This window comes from Promicromonospora sp. NPDC019610 (genome assembly GCF_044389365.1).
Lineage (GTDB): Bacteria > Actinomycetota > Actinomycetes > Actinomycetales > Cellulomonadaceae > Promicromonospora.
In genome coordinates this window covers 1,936,817-1,952,163 of sequence record NZ_JBIRXX010000001.1, presented here as the reverse complement: position 1 = coordinate 1,952,163, position 15,347 = coordinate 1,936,817, and the positions used below count along the sequence as shown (strand labels likewise).

12 protein-coding genes are annotated in these 15,347 nt (G+C 73.5%); 6 read left to right on the top strand and 6 right to left on the bottom strand.

Going from position 1 to position 15,347, the window contains the following annotated elements:
• The first annotated feature begins 56 nt into the window (after positions 1 to 56).
• Positions 57 to 743, top strand: coding sequence for a TetR/AcrR family transcriptional regulator (locus ACH45N_RS08685; protein WP_397392992.1), 687 nt, complete (start codon positions 57 to 59; stop codon positions 741 to 743).
• Here ACH45N_RS08685 and ACH45N_RS08680 read toward each other — a convergent pair.
• The 6 genes from ACH45N_RS08680 to ACH45N_RS08655 all read right to left on the bottom strand — a co-directional run bounded on the left by ACH45N_RS08680 (position 706) and on the right by ACH45N_RS08655 (position 8,199).
• On the bottom strand, positions 706 to 1,893 hold the full coding sequence (locus ACH45N_RS08680) for an AI-2E family transporter (protein ID WP_397392991.1): 1,188 nt from the start codon (positions 1,891 to 1,893) through the stop codon (positions 706 to 708). The two genes, ACH45N_RS08685 and ACH45N_RS08680, sit on opposite strands and share 38 nt — an antisense overlap.
• A gap of 98 nt (positions 1,894 to 1,991) precedes the next feature.
• Positions 1,992 to 3,032, bottom strand: a complete 1,041-nt coding sequence (locus tag ACH45N_RS08675; protein ID WP_397392990.1) for a 1-aminocyclopropane-1-carboxylate deaminase — start codon at positions 3,030 to 3,032, stop codon at positions 1,992 to 1,994.
• 3 nt (positions 3,033 to 3,035) lie between these two features.
• The gene (locus ACH45N_RS08670; RefSeq protein ID WP_397392989.1) at positions 3,036 to 3,752 is read right to left on the bottom strand and encodes a GntR family transcriptional regulator; all 717 of its coding nucleotides are present in this window, start codon (positions 3,750 to 3,752) and stop codon (positions 3,036 to 3,038) included.
• A 400-nt stretch (positions 3,753 to 4,152) separates the two neighbouring features.
• The gene (locus ACH45N_RS08665) at positions 4,153 to 5,784 is read right to left on the bottom strand and encodes an amidohydrolase family protein (RefSeq protein ID WP_397392988.1); all 1,632 of its coding nucleotides are present in this window, start codon (positions 5,782 to 5,784) and stop codon (positions 4,153 to 4,155) included.
• Positions 5,785 to 5,868: 84 nt separating this feature from the next.
• Positions 5,869 to 7,119, bottom strand: a complete 1,251-nt coding sequence (locus ACH45N_RS08660) for a glycosyl hydrolase (protein ID WP_397392987.1) — start codon at positions 7,117 to 7,119, stop codon at positions 5,869 to 5,871.
• A gap of 57 nt (positions 7,120 to 7,176) precedes the next feature.
• Entirely contained in the window at positions 7,177 to 8,199 is a 1,023-nt protein-coding gene (locus ACH45N_RS08655) for a LacI family DNA-binding transcriptional regulator (RefSeq protein ID WP_397392986.1), read from the bottom strand.
• A gap of 158 nt (positions 8,200 to 8,357) precedes the next feature.
• Here ACH45N_RS08655 and ACH45N_RS08650 point away from each other — a divergent pair, with 158 nt between their 5' ends.
• The 5 genes from ACH45N_RS08650 to ACH45N_RS08630 all read left to right on the top strand — a co-directional run bounded on the left by ACH45N_RS08650 (position 8,358) and on the right by ACH45N_RS08630 (position 15,266).
• Positions 8,358 to 9,644, top strand: a complete 1,287-nt coding sequence (locus tag ACH45N_RS08650; RefSeq protein WP_397392985.1) for an ABC transporter substrate-binding protein — start codon at positions 8,358 to 8,360, stop codon at positions 9,642 to 9,644.
• A 29-nt stretch (positions 9,645 to 9,673) separates the two neighbouring features.
• Entirely contained in the window at positions 9,674 to 10,609 is a 936-nt protein-coding gene (locus ACH45N_RS08645) for a carbohydrate ABC transporter permease (RefSeq protein WP_397392984.1), read from the top strand.
• 42 nt (positions 10,610 to 10,651) lie between these two features.
• Positions 10,652 to 11,515, top strand: a complete 864-nt coding sequence (locus ACH45N_RS08640) for a carbohydrate ABC transporter permease (protein ID WP_397392983.1) — start codon at positions 10,652 to 10,654, stop codon at positions 11,513 to 11,515.
• A 152-nt stretch (positions 11,516 to 11,667) separates the two neighbouring features.
• Positions 11,668 to 13,935: a glycoside hydrolase family 3 N-terminal domain-containing protein gene (locus tag ACH45N_RS08635; RefSeq protein WP_397392982.1), complete on the top strand. Its 2,268-nt coding sequence runs from the start codon at positions 11,668 to 11,670 to the stop codon at positions 13,933 to 13,935.
• Positions 13,923 to 15,266: a glycoside hydrolase family 125 protein gene (locus ACH45N_RS08630; protein WP_397392981.1), complete on the top strand. Its 1,344-nt coding sequence runs from the start codon at positions 13,923 to 13,925 to the stop codon at positions 15,264 to 15,266. The genes ACH45N_RS08635 and ACH45N_RS08630 overlap by 13 nt, the downstream gene beginning before the upstream one ends.
• Positions 15,267 to 15,347: the final 81 nt, after the last annotated feature.

Below are 15,347 nucleotides of genomic sequence, written 5' to 3'. Positions count from 1 at the left end.
TCACAGACATCACCATACGCGTGACGTCAGCGTCTGTCATCACCTAGACTGGCGGCATGGTCAGATGGCAGCCAGGTACGAGCGAACGGCTGCAGGCCGCCGCGCTGGAGCTCTTCGCGAGCCAGGGGTACGAGCAGACGACGGCCGCGGAGATCGCGCAGTCCGTCGGCCTGACCGAACGCACCTTCTTCCGGCACTTCAGCGACAAGCGCGAGGCGCTGTTCCACGGGCAGGAGCTCCTGGTCGAGGCGTTCCTTGCCGGGGTTGCGGACGCGCCGGACGACGCGTCGCCCATGGAGCTGGTCGGCGCCGCGCTGGAGTCCGGGGCGAGGTTCTTCCCCGGCGAGCGGCGCGACCACTCCCGGCTGCGGCAGAGCGTCATCGACCAGTACCCGGCGCTGCAGGAGCGGGAGCGGCACAAGATGTCGGTGCTGGCCACGACGCTGCGCGACACTCTGCGCGCCCGCGGCGTCGCCGAGCCGGCGGCCACGCTCGCCGCGGAGTCCGCGGCCACGGTGTTCGGCGTCTCCTTCACGCAGTGGATCGCGCCGGGCGAGGACCGCTCGATCGGGGAGATCGAGCGGTCGGTGCTCGCCGAGCTGCGCGGCCTGACCGCCGTCGGACCCGGGTCCGCCGCCCGCGCGCGTCAGGCCGCACCAGACCCCGAAACCGGCACCGCGCAGGCGCCCGGCCGGGCCGCTGCTTCTAGCGCATCTCCTGGTACGGGATCACCACGCGCTTGATCACCAGCAGGCCCGCCGCCGCGACCGGGACCGCGACGAGGGCGCCGAGGATGCCGCCGAGCGCCGCGCCCGCCAGGGCCGCGACGATGACCAGGACGCCGGGCATCGACACGGCCCGGCTCATCACGCGCGGGGACAGGACGTACGCCTCGACCTGCATGTAGACCAGCAGGCACGCGCCGACGACGATCGCCGCGACGGGGCTCACCGTGAGCGTCGCGAGCGTCACGAGGATGGACCCGATGACCGTGCCCACGACGGGGATCAGCGCCGCGACGAACGCGATGACGGCAAGCAGGATCGGCGCCGGGCTGCCCGCGAACAGGGTGAGCACCAGCGTGAACGTGGCGTTGATGGTGGCCAGGATGAGCTGCCCGGAGACATACCGGCCCACGGAGTCGAGCACCTCGTCCAGGAGCGACCCGGTCATCTCCCGCCGGGAGCGCGGCACCAGGCGCAGGACGGCGGCGACCATGGTCGGAAGCGTCAGGGCGAAGTAGATCGTCAGGGCCGTGACGATGATGACCGCCGTGACGCCGTTGATCAGCCCGGTGCCGACCTGCAGCACGCCGCCGGCGATCGCCGAGAGCTGCCGGGGGTCGCTCAGCAGGTCCGTCACCGAGGACAGCAGCCCGTTCAGGTCGAGGGCGCCCAGGTTGCTGGTCGCCCAGGCGTACCAGGCCTGGTCGGGCAGGGTGCGCAGCAGGTCCACGAGCTGGGCGCCGAAGCTGCTGACCTGCGGGACGGCGACCGGCAGCACCGCCACGACGACCAGTGCGATCACCACCAGCGACCCGACGACCATCACGGTGGCCGCCACCCAGCGGGGCAGCCCCCGGTCGGTCAGGGCCTCGGTGCCGGGCTCCAGGGCCAGCGCCAGGAACAGCGCGAGCCCGACGTACACGAGCACCGTCGCCACCGCCGACAGCGCGCCGAGCACCGCGAGGCCGGCGCCGACCCCCAGGGTGGCGAGCATCGCGTAGCCGAACGGGTTGGCCGGCAGACCCACCACGGCCCGGCCCCGGCTCCCGGTCCGCTCGCCGGCGACCCGCGGCGACCGCGCGGGCCCGGCCGGGCGGAAGCTCGCGTCGAGGTCCCGCCCTCTGGGCAGGCGTGGCGTGGTGCCGGGGCGGTGCAGCAGGCGGGCCATGACGCTCCATCTCGATCCCGGGTGTCCGCGGTGAACGCCCGGCGCGTGCCAAGCCTCCCCGAAACCGCGCCGCTTGTCGCCGTCTCGAGCGCGCGTCGTCAGCCGAGCACGGGACGGGTCTGCGTGAACAGCCCGCTGTACGCGTTCAGCGCGGGCTGCCCGCCCAGGTGGGCGTACAGCACGTTGCTGGTCGCGGGGATGTCGCCGCTGGCCACGAGGTCGATCAGCCCGGCCATCGACTTGCCCTCGTAGACGGGGTCGATGATGACGCCCTCCAGCTCGCCGGTGAGCCGGATCGCGTCGAGCGTCGACTCCACCGGGATGCCGTACAGGTCCCCGGCCCAGCCGGGCAGCACGGTGATCTCGTCGTCCCGCAGCGGCCGGCCGACGCCGATCAGCTCGGCCGTGGCGCGCGCGATCCGGGCGACCTGGTCGCGCGTCTCGTCCAGCTTGGCGCTCGCGTCGATCCCGATGAGCCGGCGCGGCGGGCCGCCGGCCTCCTCCAGCGCCGCGAACCCGGCGATCATGCCGGCCTGGGTGGAGCCCGTCACCGCGCAGACGACGATCGTGTCGAAGAAGACGCCGAGCTCCCGCTCCTGCTCCTGGACCTCGTACGCCCAGCGGGCGAAGCCGAGGCCGCCGAGCCGGTGGTCGGAGGCGCCCGCCGGGATGGCGTACGGCGTGCCGCCGCGCTCCTTCACGTCCTCGATCGCGCGGGACCAGGAGTCCTTGAAGCCGATGCCGAAGCCGGCGGGGTCGAGCCGTACCTCGGCGCCCATGATGCGGCTGAGCATGATGTTGCCGACCCGGTCGGCCACGGAGTCGGGCCAGTCGACCCAGTTCTCCTGCACCAGCACGGCCTTGAGCCCGAGCGACGCCGCGACGGCGGCGACCTGGCGCGTGTGGTTGGACTGGTAGCCGCCGATGGAGACCAGCGTGTCGGCGCCCTGTGCGAGCGCCTCGGGGACGAAGTACTCCAGCTTGCGGGTCTTGTTGCCGCCGTAGGCGAGGCCCGCGTTGCAGTCCTCCCGCTTGGCCCACACCGACGCCCCGCCGAGGTGAGCGGTGAGGCGCGGCAGCGGGTGGACGGGGCTGGGCCCGAAGGTGAGCGGGTGGCGGGGGAAGTCGGACAGGGCCATGGGTTACTCCTCGCGGGCGGGGCGGTCGCCGGGCTGGTCGGGGGCGACGGGCTGGTCGGCGTCGGTGGGCTCGTCGGCGTCGGTGGGCAGGGTGCTCCAGGTGTCGAAGGCGACCGCCGCCGCCCCCTCCGCCTCCCCGGCGGCGCACAACCGGATCAGCTCCGCGTGCCGGGCGAGCGATGCTCGCCCGCCCAGGGACGAGAACCGCAGCCGCTCCGCGCGCCGCAGCACCGGTGTGAACTGGTCGAGCACGGCGGACAGCGCCCGGTTGGCCGCCACCGTCACGGGCACGCCGTGCAGCGCGTCGTCGGCACGCAGGGCCGCGTCGACGTCGCCCCGCTCGATCGCCTCGCGGAACTCGCGCTCGGCCGCGCGCATCGCGTCGAGGTCGGCCGCCGTGAGGCCGGGCACGGCCGCGCGCACGGCCACCTCGTGCATCGCGGCGACGACGTCGCGGGCACCCCGCACCTCGCGCAGGTCCAGCGAGCTCACGGTCGTCGAGCTGCCCGGCCGCGCCACGACCAGCCCGGCCTCGGCCAGGCGCAGCAGCGCCTCCCGTACGGGCGTACGGCTGACACCGAGCCAGGCCGCGAGCTCGAGGTCGCGCAGCTGCTCCCCCGGCGCCAGGCTGCCGTCGACGATCGCGTCGCGCAGCCGGCCGTAGACGTCGTCACGCAGCAGCCGGCGATCGATCGCGGGCACGCTCCTCGGAATAGGCATGCAATATATTAGATGCCACGGGCACTCGACCTGGCAAATCCCGCAGCCCGTGACGCCCTCCCACTCTCCCGCCACGAGCACGACCTGGCCCAACCCCGAGAGCGCTCCGCGCTTGGCACACTATTCTGGCTCGCGCACGTGAGATCACCTCAGGGAGCTGCCGACCTCGGTGCTCCGCCTGGCCGGCCGCGGGACGCATACACACATTTGAGGGGGTGTCGGCTGGGCCTGATGTCGTTCACCTGTGACCCGCCGAATCCGGCTGTGCCGGACAGTCCTGCTGGCGTTAATCAAGTGGGTCCAGGCCGAGCGAAGTATGGCCCAGCCGACACCCCTCGCAGGGACGACGTGCCCCCGACCAGGCCATCGCCTCAAGCCCGGGCCGCACTCCCGACCGCGCCTACGGCACGCGCCGCGACGTCCCGGGACGTCGGTGCCGCAACGCCCGGCCCGGGCGGGCGTCGGTCCGGACGCCGTCCTCGATCACCGGCACGCCGTCCACCAGCACCCACGGGATGCCCGCGGCGGTCAGCCGGGGCTCGTCCGGGGTGGCCCGGTCGGCGACGGTCGCCGGGTCGAAGACGACGACGTCGGCGACGTAGCCCTCGGTGATCCGGCCGCGGTCGTGCAGACCGAGCCGGGCCGCAGGCCGCGCGGAGAGGTGCACGATCATCTCGGCGAGCGACAGCACGCCCTCCTCCCGCACGTACCGGCCGAGATACCGCGGGAAGGTCCCGGAGCCGCGCGGGTGCGGCTTGGCGCCGACCAGGATGCCGTCGCTGCCACCCGTGTGCCGGGGGTGCCGCATGATCTCGCGGACGTTCTGCTCGTCGCCGACGTGCTGCAGGATGCTCGTGCCGAGCCGGTCGGCCAGCAGCAGGTCGAAGAACACCTCGGCGGGCGGGCGCCCCTCGTCGAGCGCGATCCGCGCCACGGTGCGGCCCACCCGGTCGCCGAGCGCGGCGTCGCGCACCCCGGCGATCTCGATGCTGTCCCAGTCGACAGGCACGCCGTGGCAGCCGTCGCTGCCGACGACCTCGACCTCGTGCGCGATCCACGCCCGCTCCCCCGGGTCGCGCAGCCGGGCCAGCGTCCGCTCGGGACCGCCCACCGCGGCGCGGCTCGGCAGCAGCGCGGACAGCGTCGTGGAGCCGGGCAGGTACGGGTACGTGTCGAGCGTGATGTCGACACCGGACACGATCGCACGGTCGACCAGCGCGAGCAGCTCCCCCGCGCGGCCGCGGTTCTCGGGGAAGTTCATCGTCGCGTGCGTCAGGTGCAGGGCGCACCCCGAGCGCCGCGCGACGTCGACCATCTCGGCGTAGGCCCCGATCGCGCCCGCGCCGTAGGACCGCTGGTGCGGGGCGTAGTAGCCGCCGTGCTCCGCGACCACCTCGCACAGGGCGACCAGCTCGTCGGTGTCGGCGAACATGCCGGGCACGTAGGTGAGCCCGGACGACAGGCCGAACGCGCCGTCCCGCAGGCCCCGGTCCACCTGGGCGCGCATCTCCGCGATCTCGGCGGGTGTCGCGCGCCGGTCGCCGGTGCCGACGACGTTCATCCGCACGGTGCCCTGCGGCACCAGGTAGGCGACGTTGGTCGCGCTGCCGCGCCGGTCCACCTCGGCCAGGTACTCCGCGACGGACCGCCAGGCGAAGTCGATCCCGTCCGGGATGCCGTTCCAGCCCGCGATCTGCTCGCGGACCAGCGCCATCGTCTCGTCGGTGACGGGCGCGTACGAGATCCCGTCCTGGCCCACCACCTCGATCGTGACACCCTGCGTGACCTTGGCGAGGTGCTCGCCGTCGGCCAGGACGGCCAGGTCGGAGTGGGCGTGCATGTCGACGAAGCCCGGCGCGACGGCCAGGCCGTCTGCGTCGATCACCCGCGCGCCGGGCGCGTCGATCCGGCCGCCGGCACCGAGGCCGACGGCGGCGATCCGGCCGTCCCGCAGCAGCACGTCGCCGGGCACCGGCTCCGCCCCGCTGCCGTCGACGACCAGACCGCCGCGCAGGAGCAGGTCCCCGTTCATCCGGACATCATCCAGCCCGGCAGCCCGGCGGTGCCGGCACCACCGGCACCACCGGCACCACCGGCACCACCGGCACCACCACGGTCAGCCCGCGTCGACACGGACGAGCTCCCGGATGCCGCGGGCCTCCAGCGCCGCGGGGTCGACGGCGGCGGCGCTGGTCACGACGGTGACCTCCACGCCCTCCTCGCGCAGCGCGTGCCAGCGCTCGAAGACCGCGCCGCCGGGCCCGAGGGACGGCCGGGACAGCGGCAGGTCGTCCGCGTCGACGTCGACCACCACGGCCGTCGTCCGCCCCGAACCAGCAGGCCGCCCGCCCGCGGCACGCGCCTCCGCGACCACCTCGGCGAACCGCCGGCCGAGCGGCTTGACCCGGTTCTCGGTGTCGAGCAGGCCGAGCGAATACTCCAGGTCCTTGTAGTCGGCGAGGTCGCGCGTCACGTCGTGCGAGCACCACCAGGTGACGGCGTAGAGGTCGTCCGTGGTGAGCGCCGACTCGATGGTGCGCGCGCAGAACTCCGGCATCTCCGCCTCGGCGAGGTTCATCGAGGGCGCACCGACCTCCTGCAGCCAGACCTGTCGGCCGGGCTGCGCGGCGAACGCCTTGGCCAGCTCGATCATCCACTCGGCGTGCCGCACAGACTGCGGCGACAGCGCGCCGTAGGTCGCGGCCGTCCCGTTGAAGATCCAGGAGTGCACGGTCGTCAGGTCGCCCAGCCGCGAGGCGTGCGCCGGCACGAAGGGGTGCTCGTCGCGGTACCAGAGGTGGTCGTTCTCGCTGTGCGTCACCAGGTGCCCCGGGTCGCGGTCGCGCGGCGCCTCCAGCAGCGACGTCAGCCAGTGTGTGATCTCGTCGCGCTTGGCGGGCATCGCCGCCGGGTTGGGCCGCTGGAACTGGTTGAGCTCGTTGCCGAGCGTGAGCCCCAGGAGGTTCGGCTTGTCGCGGACGGCGTCGTAGACCGCCGCGACGAGCGCCGCCTGCGCGTCGATCGCCGGCCGGTCGGTGAACATGTTGCCGTCGTGCCAGTTCACGAGCCACGCCGGCACGAAGTCGAAGCCGGACATGTGCCCCTGGATCACGTCGACGGCGAGGTCCAGGCCCTGCTCGGCGGCGAGGTCGGCGACGAGCGCGATGTCGTCCAGCGCGCGCTGCCGGATCAGGGTGCGGTTGGGCTGCAGCACGGGCCAGAGCGGGAACACCCGCACGTGGTCGACGCCGAGCGCCGCGATCGCCTCGAAGTCGGCGCGGACGACGTCCGGGTCGATCGCCATCCACTGGAACATCCAGTCCTTCGACGGGGTGTAGTTGACGCCGAAACGCGGGGTGGTGGTCAAGGGCCTGCCTCTCAGGTCTGTCAGGATTCTCAGGCGTAAGGGTGCTGGGGCGCGCTCTCAGGCGCCGGCGCCGGGCGCCGCGGACGTCGACTCGCGCACCATGAGCTGGCGCCCGCCGACCGTCTGCGACGTGACGTCCTCGCCGCGCACCAGCCGCTCCAGCAGCGCGACGGCGGTGCGGGCGCTCTCCTCGACCGGCGCGTCGAGCGCGGTCAGTCGCGGGCGCACGAGGGTGGAGACCCAGGAGTCCTCCCAGGCCACCACGGAGAGCTGCCCGGGCACGCTCACCCCGAGCTCGGGCGCGTGCGCGACGATCTCGGCGGCGATCACCTCGCTGTCGACGATGATCGCCGTGACGTCGCCGACCCGGCCCAGCAGGTCGGCCACGGGGTCGGCCGCCTCGGCGTCCCACACCGCGTAGGACGGCTCGACGCCGCAGTCGGCGGCGGCCGCGGCGAACCGCCGGTCGCGGGCCTGGGTGTGCGCGAGGCCGGGCGCGTCGTTGATCCGCGCGACGCGGCGGTGCCCGAGCTCGGTCAGGTGGGCGAGCACGGCAGCGAACGCGGCGTCGTCGCGCACCGTGACGGCAGGCACCGCGGCGTCCACGGGCGCGCCGAGCACCACCGCGGGGGCGCCGAGCTGGCCGACGAGGTCGAGCCGCGGGTCGTCCGTCCGGGCGTCGACCAGCAGGAACGCGTCGACGCGCTGCTCGGCCCACCACTCGCGGTAGACGCGCGCCTCGTCGTCGACCGCCACGAGCGTGAGCGAGAGCGACCAGCCGATGTCGGCCAGGGGCTGCGTGAGCCCGGCCAGCAGCCGCATGAAGAAGGGGTCGCGACCGAAGGTGTCGCTCGCCCGGGCGATCACCAGCCCGAGGCTGCGCCCACCCTGGCCCGACACCTTGCGGCTGGCGTAGTTGGGGCGCCAGTTGAGCTCGTCCGCGGCCTGCCGGATGCGCTCGGCCGTGGCGGCCGAGACGTTGGGCCGGCCGTTGAAGACGTGGGACACCGCGGACGGCGACACGCCGGCACGGCGAGCCACCGCGGCGATCGTTGCTCGTTTCGGGGGTGTTTCGGTCACGTGCCAGACCCTACGGGGGTTGACCCTCGAAAGTAAAGCGGTATACATTCGCGGCCAGCCAGATTGTGTACCGCTTTACAAGGCCCGGCACGCGGATGTGCCCCGCCCGTCTCGATCGACACACCGAAGTCCCAGGTCGACAAGCTCCAGGAGGTCCCGTGTCCCACGGCATCAGCAGGCGCACCTTGTTGGGCGCCGCGCTCAGCGGCGGGATCATCACGCCGTTCCTCGCCGGGTGCGGGGCGCTCGTCCCCGCCTCCAGCGGCCCGAACGCCCTGACCGTGCACACGCAGATCAGCGGGGCCGTCGCCGGCGCCCAGGTGTTCTCCGACGTCGTCGCCGCCTACCAGCGCGCCACCGCGCGCAAGGTCGCGCTGCTGAAGAACGGCTCCGACCTGCCCATCGTGTTCGAGACGAGCACGCTGGCGGGCAAGGAGGCGGACGTCGCGATCGTCAACATGATGGGCCGCACGCTCTCCTGGACCCGCCTGGGCGCGACCGTGCCCGTGGGCGACTACCTCGACGACTGGGGCCTGCGCGACCTGATCATCCCCGAGGCGCTGGCCGAGTGGACCGACGAGGAGGGCCGCCTGCGCGCCTTCCCGTTCACCCGCACCAACTGGCCGGTGTCGTTCAACACCGGGCTGCTGGAGGAGGCGGGCGTCGAGGCCATCCCGACGACGTCGGACGAGCTGATCGCCGCCGCCGACGCCCTGCGTTCGAAGGGCATCGGCCCCGTGACCGTGGGCGGCTCCGACTGGAGCGGCCAGAAGATGTTCCTGCAGATCCTCCAGGGCTTCATCACCCAGGACGAGGCGCGCACCGTGTTCTCCACGGGCAAGATCTCCGAGAGCCCGGGCGCGATCGCGGGCGTGGAGCACTTCGTGGAGCTGCGCGACGCCGGCGTCTTCGTCGACAACGTCCAGGGCTACACGTCCGACTCGGAGCTGACGCAGTTCAACACCCGCAAGGCCGCCATCGTGCCGGCCATGTCGTCGGCCCTGGCGCTCGTGCCCAACGAGCGCGCGGCGGAGGTCACCGTGGGCGGCTGGCCCGTGCCGTCGAGCGGCGGCGTGCTGGAGCACCCGAGCGTGATCCGGAGCTTCAACGGCCACGGCATCTGGATCAGCGAGAACGGCCGCAAGAAGCTCGACCTCATCAAGCCGTTCGTGCAGAACCTGTACACCCCCGAGGTCACCGACGAGTTCATCCTCGGGTCCGGGCGCGACATGAGCCGCATCACCGACACCGTGAGCCAGGACTTCCCGCTGGTCGCCCAGGGCTCGCGCCTCACGGACGACGACGTCACCCCCGTGATGCTGCCCGACCTGCTCATCCCCGACGCCGTGTTCGAGCCGATGATCCAGGCGACCGCGCTCGCCTACGGGTCCGCCCCGGCCGACCGCATCATCGACGCCTTCGAGAAGTCATACCAGGCGGTCTGACCGCTCGAGCTGGGAAAGGACCCCCACCCATGACCGCGCTCCTCGACGCCGGCCGCCCCGACACGACCGGGGGCGGCACGACCGCCGCCCCCCGCACCCGCCGCCGCGGGACCCTCCGCGACCGGTTCCCCGGCCTCGCCCTGCCCGCGCTGATCTGGTACGCGGTGTTCATGATCGGCCCCGTGGTGGCGATGTTCGTCATCGCGTTCCTCTCCTGGCCGGGCATGCTCACCACGCCGACGCCGGCGGGCCTCGACAACTTCGCCCGCGTCCTCGCCGACGAGACCTTCTGGACGGCGACCGCCAACTCCGCGATCCAGATCGTCGTCGGCCTGCCGATCATGATCGGCCTCGCCTTCCTCCTCGCCTTCTACGTGGTGCAGAAGCCGCGCGGCCACCGCGTGCTGCGGTACCTGCTGTTCATCCCGGCGCTCATCTCCGCCCCGGCGACGGCGATGGTCTTCTACGCGATGCTCAACCCGGACGGCCTGGTCAACGGCTTCCTGCGCCCGCTGGGCCTGGAGGGCAACGAGTGGCTCGCCGACCCGACCACCGCGCTCGGCGCCATCATCGCCGTCGAGCTGTGGAGCGGCATCGGGTACTCCGCGGTGCTCATCGCGTCGCGGCTCGACGGCGTCGAGACCGAGCTCGTGCAGGCCGCACGGCTCGACGGCGCGGGCGACTGGCGGCTGGCCTGGCGGATGTACTGGCCCATCGCGCAGGACTTCATCGGCGTCGTCGCGATGCTCCAGTTCCTGTCCATGCTGTTCAACTCGGCGCAGACCGTGCTGCTGCTCACGCAGGGCGGGCCCGAGAACGCGACCACAACGCTCGCGTACCTCATCTACCGCAAGGCGTTCGTCGAGACCGACCTGGGCTACAGCCAGGCCGTCGGCGTCGTCCTCTTCGTGATCGGGCTGCTCGGGATGTGGGCGATCCGCCGCACGCTCCGCGCCACCCACTGATCCCCGCCCGATCTGCCTCCCGAACCTGCCCTGGAGACCCTCATGGCACAGAGCGCCACCGTCGCCCGGCGACTCCCCCTGCGCGACCGCATCGGCTCGATCACGAGCGGCACGCTCGCGTGGATCTACGCCGCACTGCTGGTCATCCCCTTCTACTACTTCATCGTCTCGTCGTTCAAGACGAACGAGGAGATCTTCGAGTCGCCGCTCGCGCTGCCGACGACGTTCGACCTCTCCAACTTCACGACGGCGATCCAGCAGGCCGACCTCGGCCTCGCGGTCGCCAACTCCGCCCTGACCACGGTCGCCGCGCTCGTGCTGACCCTGGTGCTCGCGCTGCCGGCGTCGTTCGCCCTGGCGCGGGCGCGCGGCCGCGCCGGCAAGGTCGTCGAGAGCGTCTTCGCCCTCGGCTTCCTCATCCCGTCGTTCGCGGCGCTGTTCCCGACGTTCCTGCTCGCCGCCGCGCTCGGCCTGTTCCACACCCGCACGTTCGTGATCTTCCTGCTGCCGGCGACGGCGCTGCCGCTCTCCATCGTCATCCTGACGTCGTTCATGCGCACCATCCCGCGCGAGCTGGAGGAGGCCGCCTCCATGGACGGCGCGTCGTCGCTCCAGGTGCTGCGGCAGGTCTACCTGCCCATCTGCGTGCCGGGCATCGCGACGGTGCTGCTGCTCAACTTCCTCTCGTTCTGGAACGCCTACCTGTACCCGCTCATCCTGATCGGGCCGGACACCGCGCAGCGCACCATCCAGGTGGCGCTGCCCACGCTCAAGGTCGACGCCGGCACCGACTACGGCGTGCTGATGGCCGGCACCCTGTTCACACTGTTGCCCGTGTACCTCGTCTACACCGTGCTCCAGCGCCAGATGCAGCGCGCGCTGCTGTCGGGGGCGGTCAAGGGATGACCCACCCGCACCTGTCAGACGTACAGGTCACCCCGGTGACCTGTACGTCTGACACCCGCGCCGCGGCGTTGCCGCTGGCTACACGCGTCGGGCAAGTCAATCAGCGGGTCAAGGGGTGGGAGGCGGTCAGGTGGGTCGACGGCGCTCCCCGCGTGACCGACGTGCTGCGGCGCGAGGTGGACCGGTGGGGCGGGCTCGGCGCGCTGTACGGCGTGCTCCGCGCCGACCCGTGGTCGGCCGTGCGCTGGGACAACGGCATCCCGCCCGAGCGCAGCGCCGAGGCCTACGCCGCGGTCCAGGACCACGTGAACACCTTCGGCGACGGCATCCCCGTGCTGTTCGTCGAGGAGGCGCCGCACGGCCTCATGGCGCTCGGCGGCACCACGCTGCCCGTGAACCTCGCGCTCGGCGCCGGCATGGACGCCGATCTGACCGAGGAGCTCGCGACCGCCGTCGCCGCCGAGGCCCGCGCCCGCGGCACGCACGTCGCGCTCGTCTCCGGCCTCGACGTGCTGCGCGACCCGCGCTGGGGCCGCGCCGAGGAGTGCTTCTCCGAGGACCCGGCGCTGGCCGCGCTGCTGGTCGCCGCGACGGTGCGCGGCATGCAGGGCACCGCCTCGTCGGACGACCCGATCGACGGTTCGCACGTCGCCGTCGTCGCCAAGCACCTCGCCGGGCAGGGCGCCGGGATCGGCGGGCGCAACGGCTCGGGCGCGCCGATCGGACGCCGCGAGCTCGGCGAGATCCACCTGCGGCCCGCGCACGCCGCCGCGCGCGTCGGCGTCGCCGGCTTCATGGCCGCGTACAACGACGTCGACGGCGTGCCGTGCAGCGCCAACGAGGAGCTGCTCACCGGCACGATCCGCGAGCGGTGGGGCTGGGACGGCGTGGTCATGGCCGACGGCACCGCGATCGACCGGCTCCGCGACAGCTCGCCCGACCCCGCCGCCGCCGCCGCGCTCGCCCTGCGGGCCGGGGTGGACCTCAGCCTCTGGGACGAGGCATTCATGCACATCGAGCCCGCGATCGAGCGCGGGCTCGTCGAGGAGGCCGTGCTCGACCGCGCCGTGGACCGGGTGCTGGCGCTGAAGCGGCGGCTCGGGCTGTTCGGTTCGCCGACGCCGGAGCAGCCCGCGGCGGACGCGGGCGCTTGGGACGCGCCCGGCGCCACCGCTGCTGGCACCCTTGCCGCGCGCGACCTCGTCGAGCTCGTGGACCGCGCTGCGCGCCAGTCCGTCGTGCTCGTCGAGGACGGCGGCGTGCTGCCGCTGCGCCCCGGCGCGACGATCGCCGTCGTGGGCCCGAACGCCGACGACCTCGACGCCCAGCTCGGCGACTACACGCCGCCGCGGCCTGTTCCCGACCCGGCCGCCTCGACCGTCCGCTCGGCCCTGATCGCGCGGTTCGGCGCGGACCGCGTGCGGTACGCCGAGGGCAGCCGCCTGCGCGGACCGCTCGACGCCGCGCACGCAGTCGTCCCGGAGGCGGGCGAACCGGGCGCTAACGGCCCGAACGCGCCCGGCACGCACGCGCTCGACCAGGTCCGGGCCGCGAGCGCCGGCGCCGACGTGTGCGTCGTGGTGCTCGGGGGGACGAGCCGCCGCACGTACGACGACGAGTTCGCCGACAACGGCGCCGTCGACGGTCCCGCGCCGGACACGACGAACGGCGAGGGCGTGGACCTGGCGTCGGTCGCGCTGCCGCAGGCGCAGCTCGACGTGGTGCGGGCGGCGCGGGAGGGCGGCACGCCCGTGGTCGCCGTCGTGCTGGACGGGCGGCCGCGGGCGCTGACGGAGCTGCGCTCCCTGGTCGACGCGCTGCTGGTCGTGCCGTTCCCCGGCCCGAGCGGGGGTGCCGCGATCGTGGCGGCGCTGTGCGACGGCGCGGCGTCGGGCCGCCTGCCGGCGACGTTCCCGGCCGCGGACGGCGTCATGCCGGTGGCGCACGACGAGCGGATGGAGACGGCGCGCGGGTACGTGGACGCGGACGTGCTCCGGCGCCTCCCGCTGGGCACGGCGCTGCTGCCGGGCGTGACCACACGTCTCCGCGGGGAGGCGCCGTCCATGCCCGCCGCCGACCTGGCCGACGGCGGCGTGGCGACCGTGACCGTCGAGGTGACCAACGCGAGCCCGGACACGAGGTCGTTCCCGGTGCCGCTGTACGCCCGCCGGCACGAGCCGGGGATCCGGCCGCGCCGCCGTCAGCTCCTCGCCGTCCGGCGGGTGACCGTCGCGCCGGGCGCCACCACGGCGGTCGCCTTCGACCTCGGCCTGGACGAGCTGGGTTCGTGGGCGACCGGCGCGCCGGTCGCCGGGCCGGTCACGCTCAGCGTGTGGTGCACGCCGGATTCGGACCCGCCCGCCGACGCCCTACCGGTCCGCGTGACCGACCAGAACGGAGCCACCCCATGGGAGCGATGACGCGCACCCCGCTCGACCCCGCGATCACGGCGACCCTGACGGCGGCCGCCGACCGCGTGCGTGCCACCTCGGGCACGCAGGTGGGCGACATGGTCGAGGCCGCGCTGCTGCGCACGCTGACCGACACGGTCACGATGGGCGACGACGGCACGGCGTTCGTGATCACCGGTGACATCCCGGCGATGTGGATGCGCGACTCGACGACGCAGCTCACGCCGTACCTGCGCTTCCTCGCCGCGTGCCCGCCGCTGGCCGACCTGGTCGCCGCCGTGGTGCGGCGTCAGCTCGCGTGCCTGGACCACGACCCGTACGCGAACGCCTTCAACGACGGCCCGACGGGCGCGCACTACGACCCCGAGGACGTGTGCGACGACCCGCACGTGTGGGAGCAGAAGTACGAGATCGACAGCTTCGCGTACCCCGTCACGCTCGCGCACACGCTCTGGCGGACGACGGGCCGCGAGGATGTGTTCGACGGGCGCGCGCACCGGGTGCTCCGCACGATCGTGGACCAGCTCCGCGCCGAGCAGGACCACGACGTGTCGCCGTACCGGTTCCGGCGCGACACCGACATCCCCACCGAGACGCTCGCGCGCGACGGCCGCGGCACCGCCGTCGGCCGCACGGGCATGACATGGAGCGGGTTCCGCCCGTCGGACGACGCCTGCACCTACGGCTACAACATCCCGGCGAACCTGTTCGCGGCGCAGGCGCTGCTCGCGATCGGCGACATCGCGGGCGAGGTGCTCGACGACGCCGCCCTGGCCGCCGACGCGCGGACGCTGTCCGGCGAGCTCGTCGCCGGCGTCGAGGCGTTCGGCGTGGTGCCCGGTGCGCCGGGCGCGGGGCCGGGCCTGCCGGGCGCGGGGCCGGGCGACGCCGCCCCGGTCTACGCCTACGAGGTGGACGGGCTGGGCGGGGTGCTGCGCATGGACGACGCCAACACGCCGTCGCTGCTGTCGCTCCCGCTGGTCGCGCCGGACGTGTACGACGCCGACGTCTGGCGCGCGACCCGCGCGTTCGTGCTCAGCCCCGCCAACCCGTACTACGTGACAGGCACGGCGGCGAGCGGCATCGGCAGCCCGCACACCCGGCCGGGGCGCGTGTGGCCCATCGCGCTGGCCGTCGAGGCGCTCACGGGCACCCCGGAGGACCGGGTCCGGCTCCTCGGCGTGCTGGCCCGGACCGACGCCGGCACCGGCCGGATGCACGAGGCGTTCGACGCCTCGGACCCGACGGTGTACTCGCGCCCGTGGTTCTCGTGGGCCGACTCGATGTTCTGCGAGGTGGCGCTCGTGGTGGCCGAGGAGACGGCCCCTGACGTGTGCTAACGTCGTCGCGATCGTGAACCGCAGGCAGGAGGAGGTGAGACCCGTGAACGCTGTGTCCGTACCGGGTGCTCCCCCGCTGCC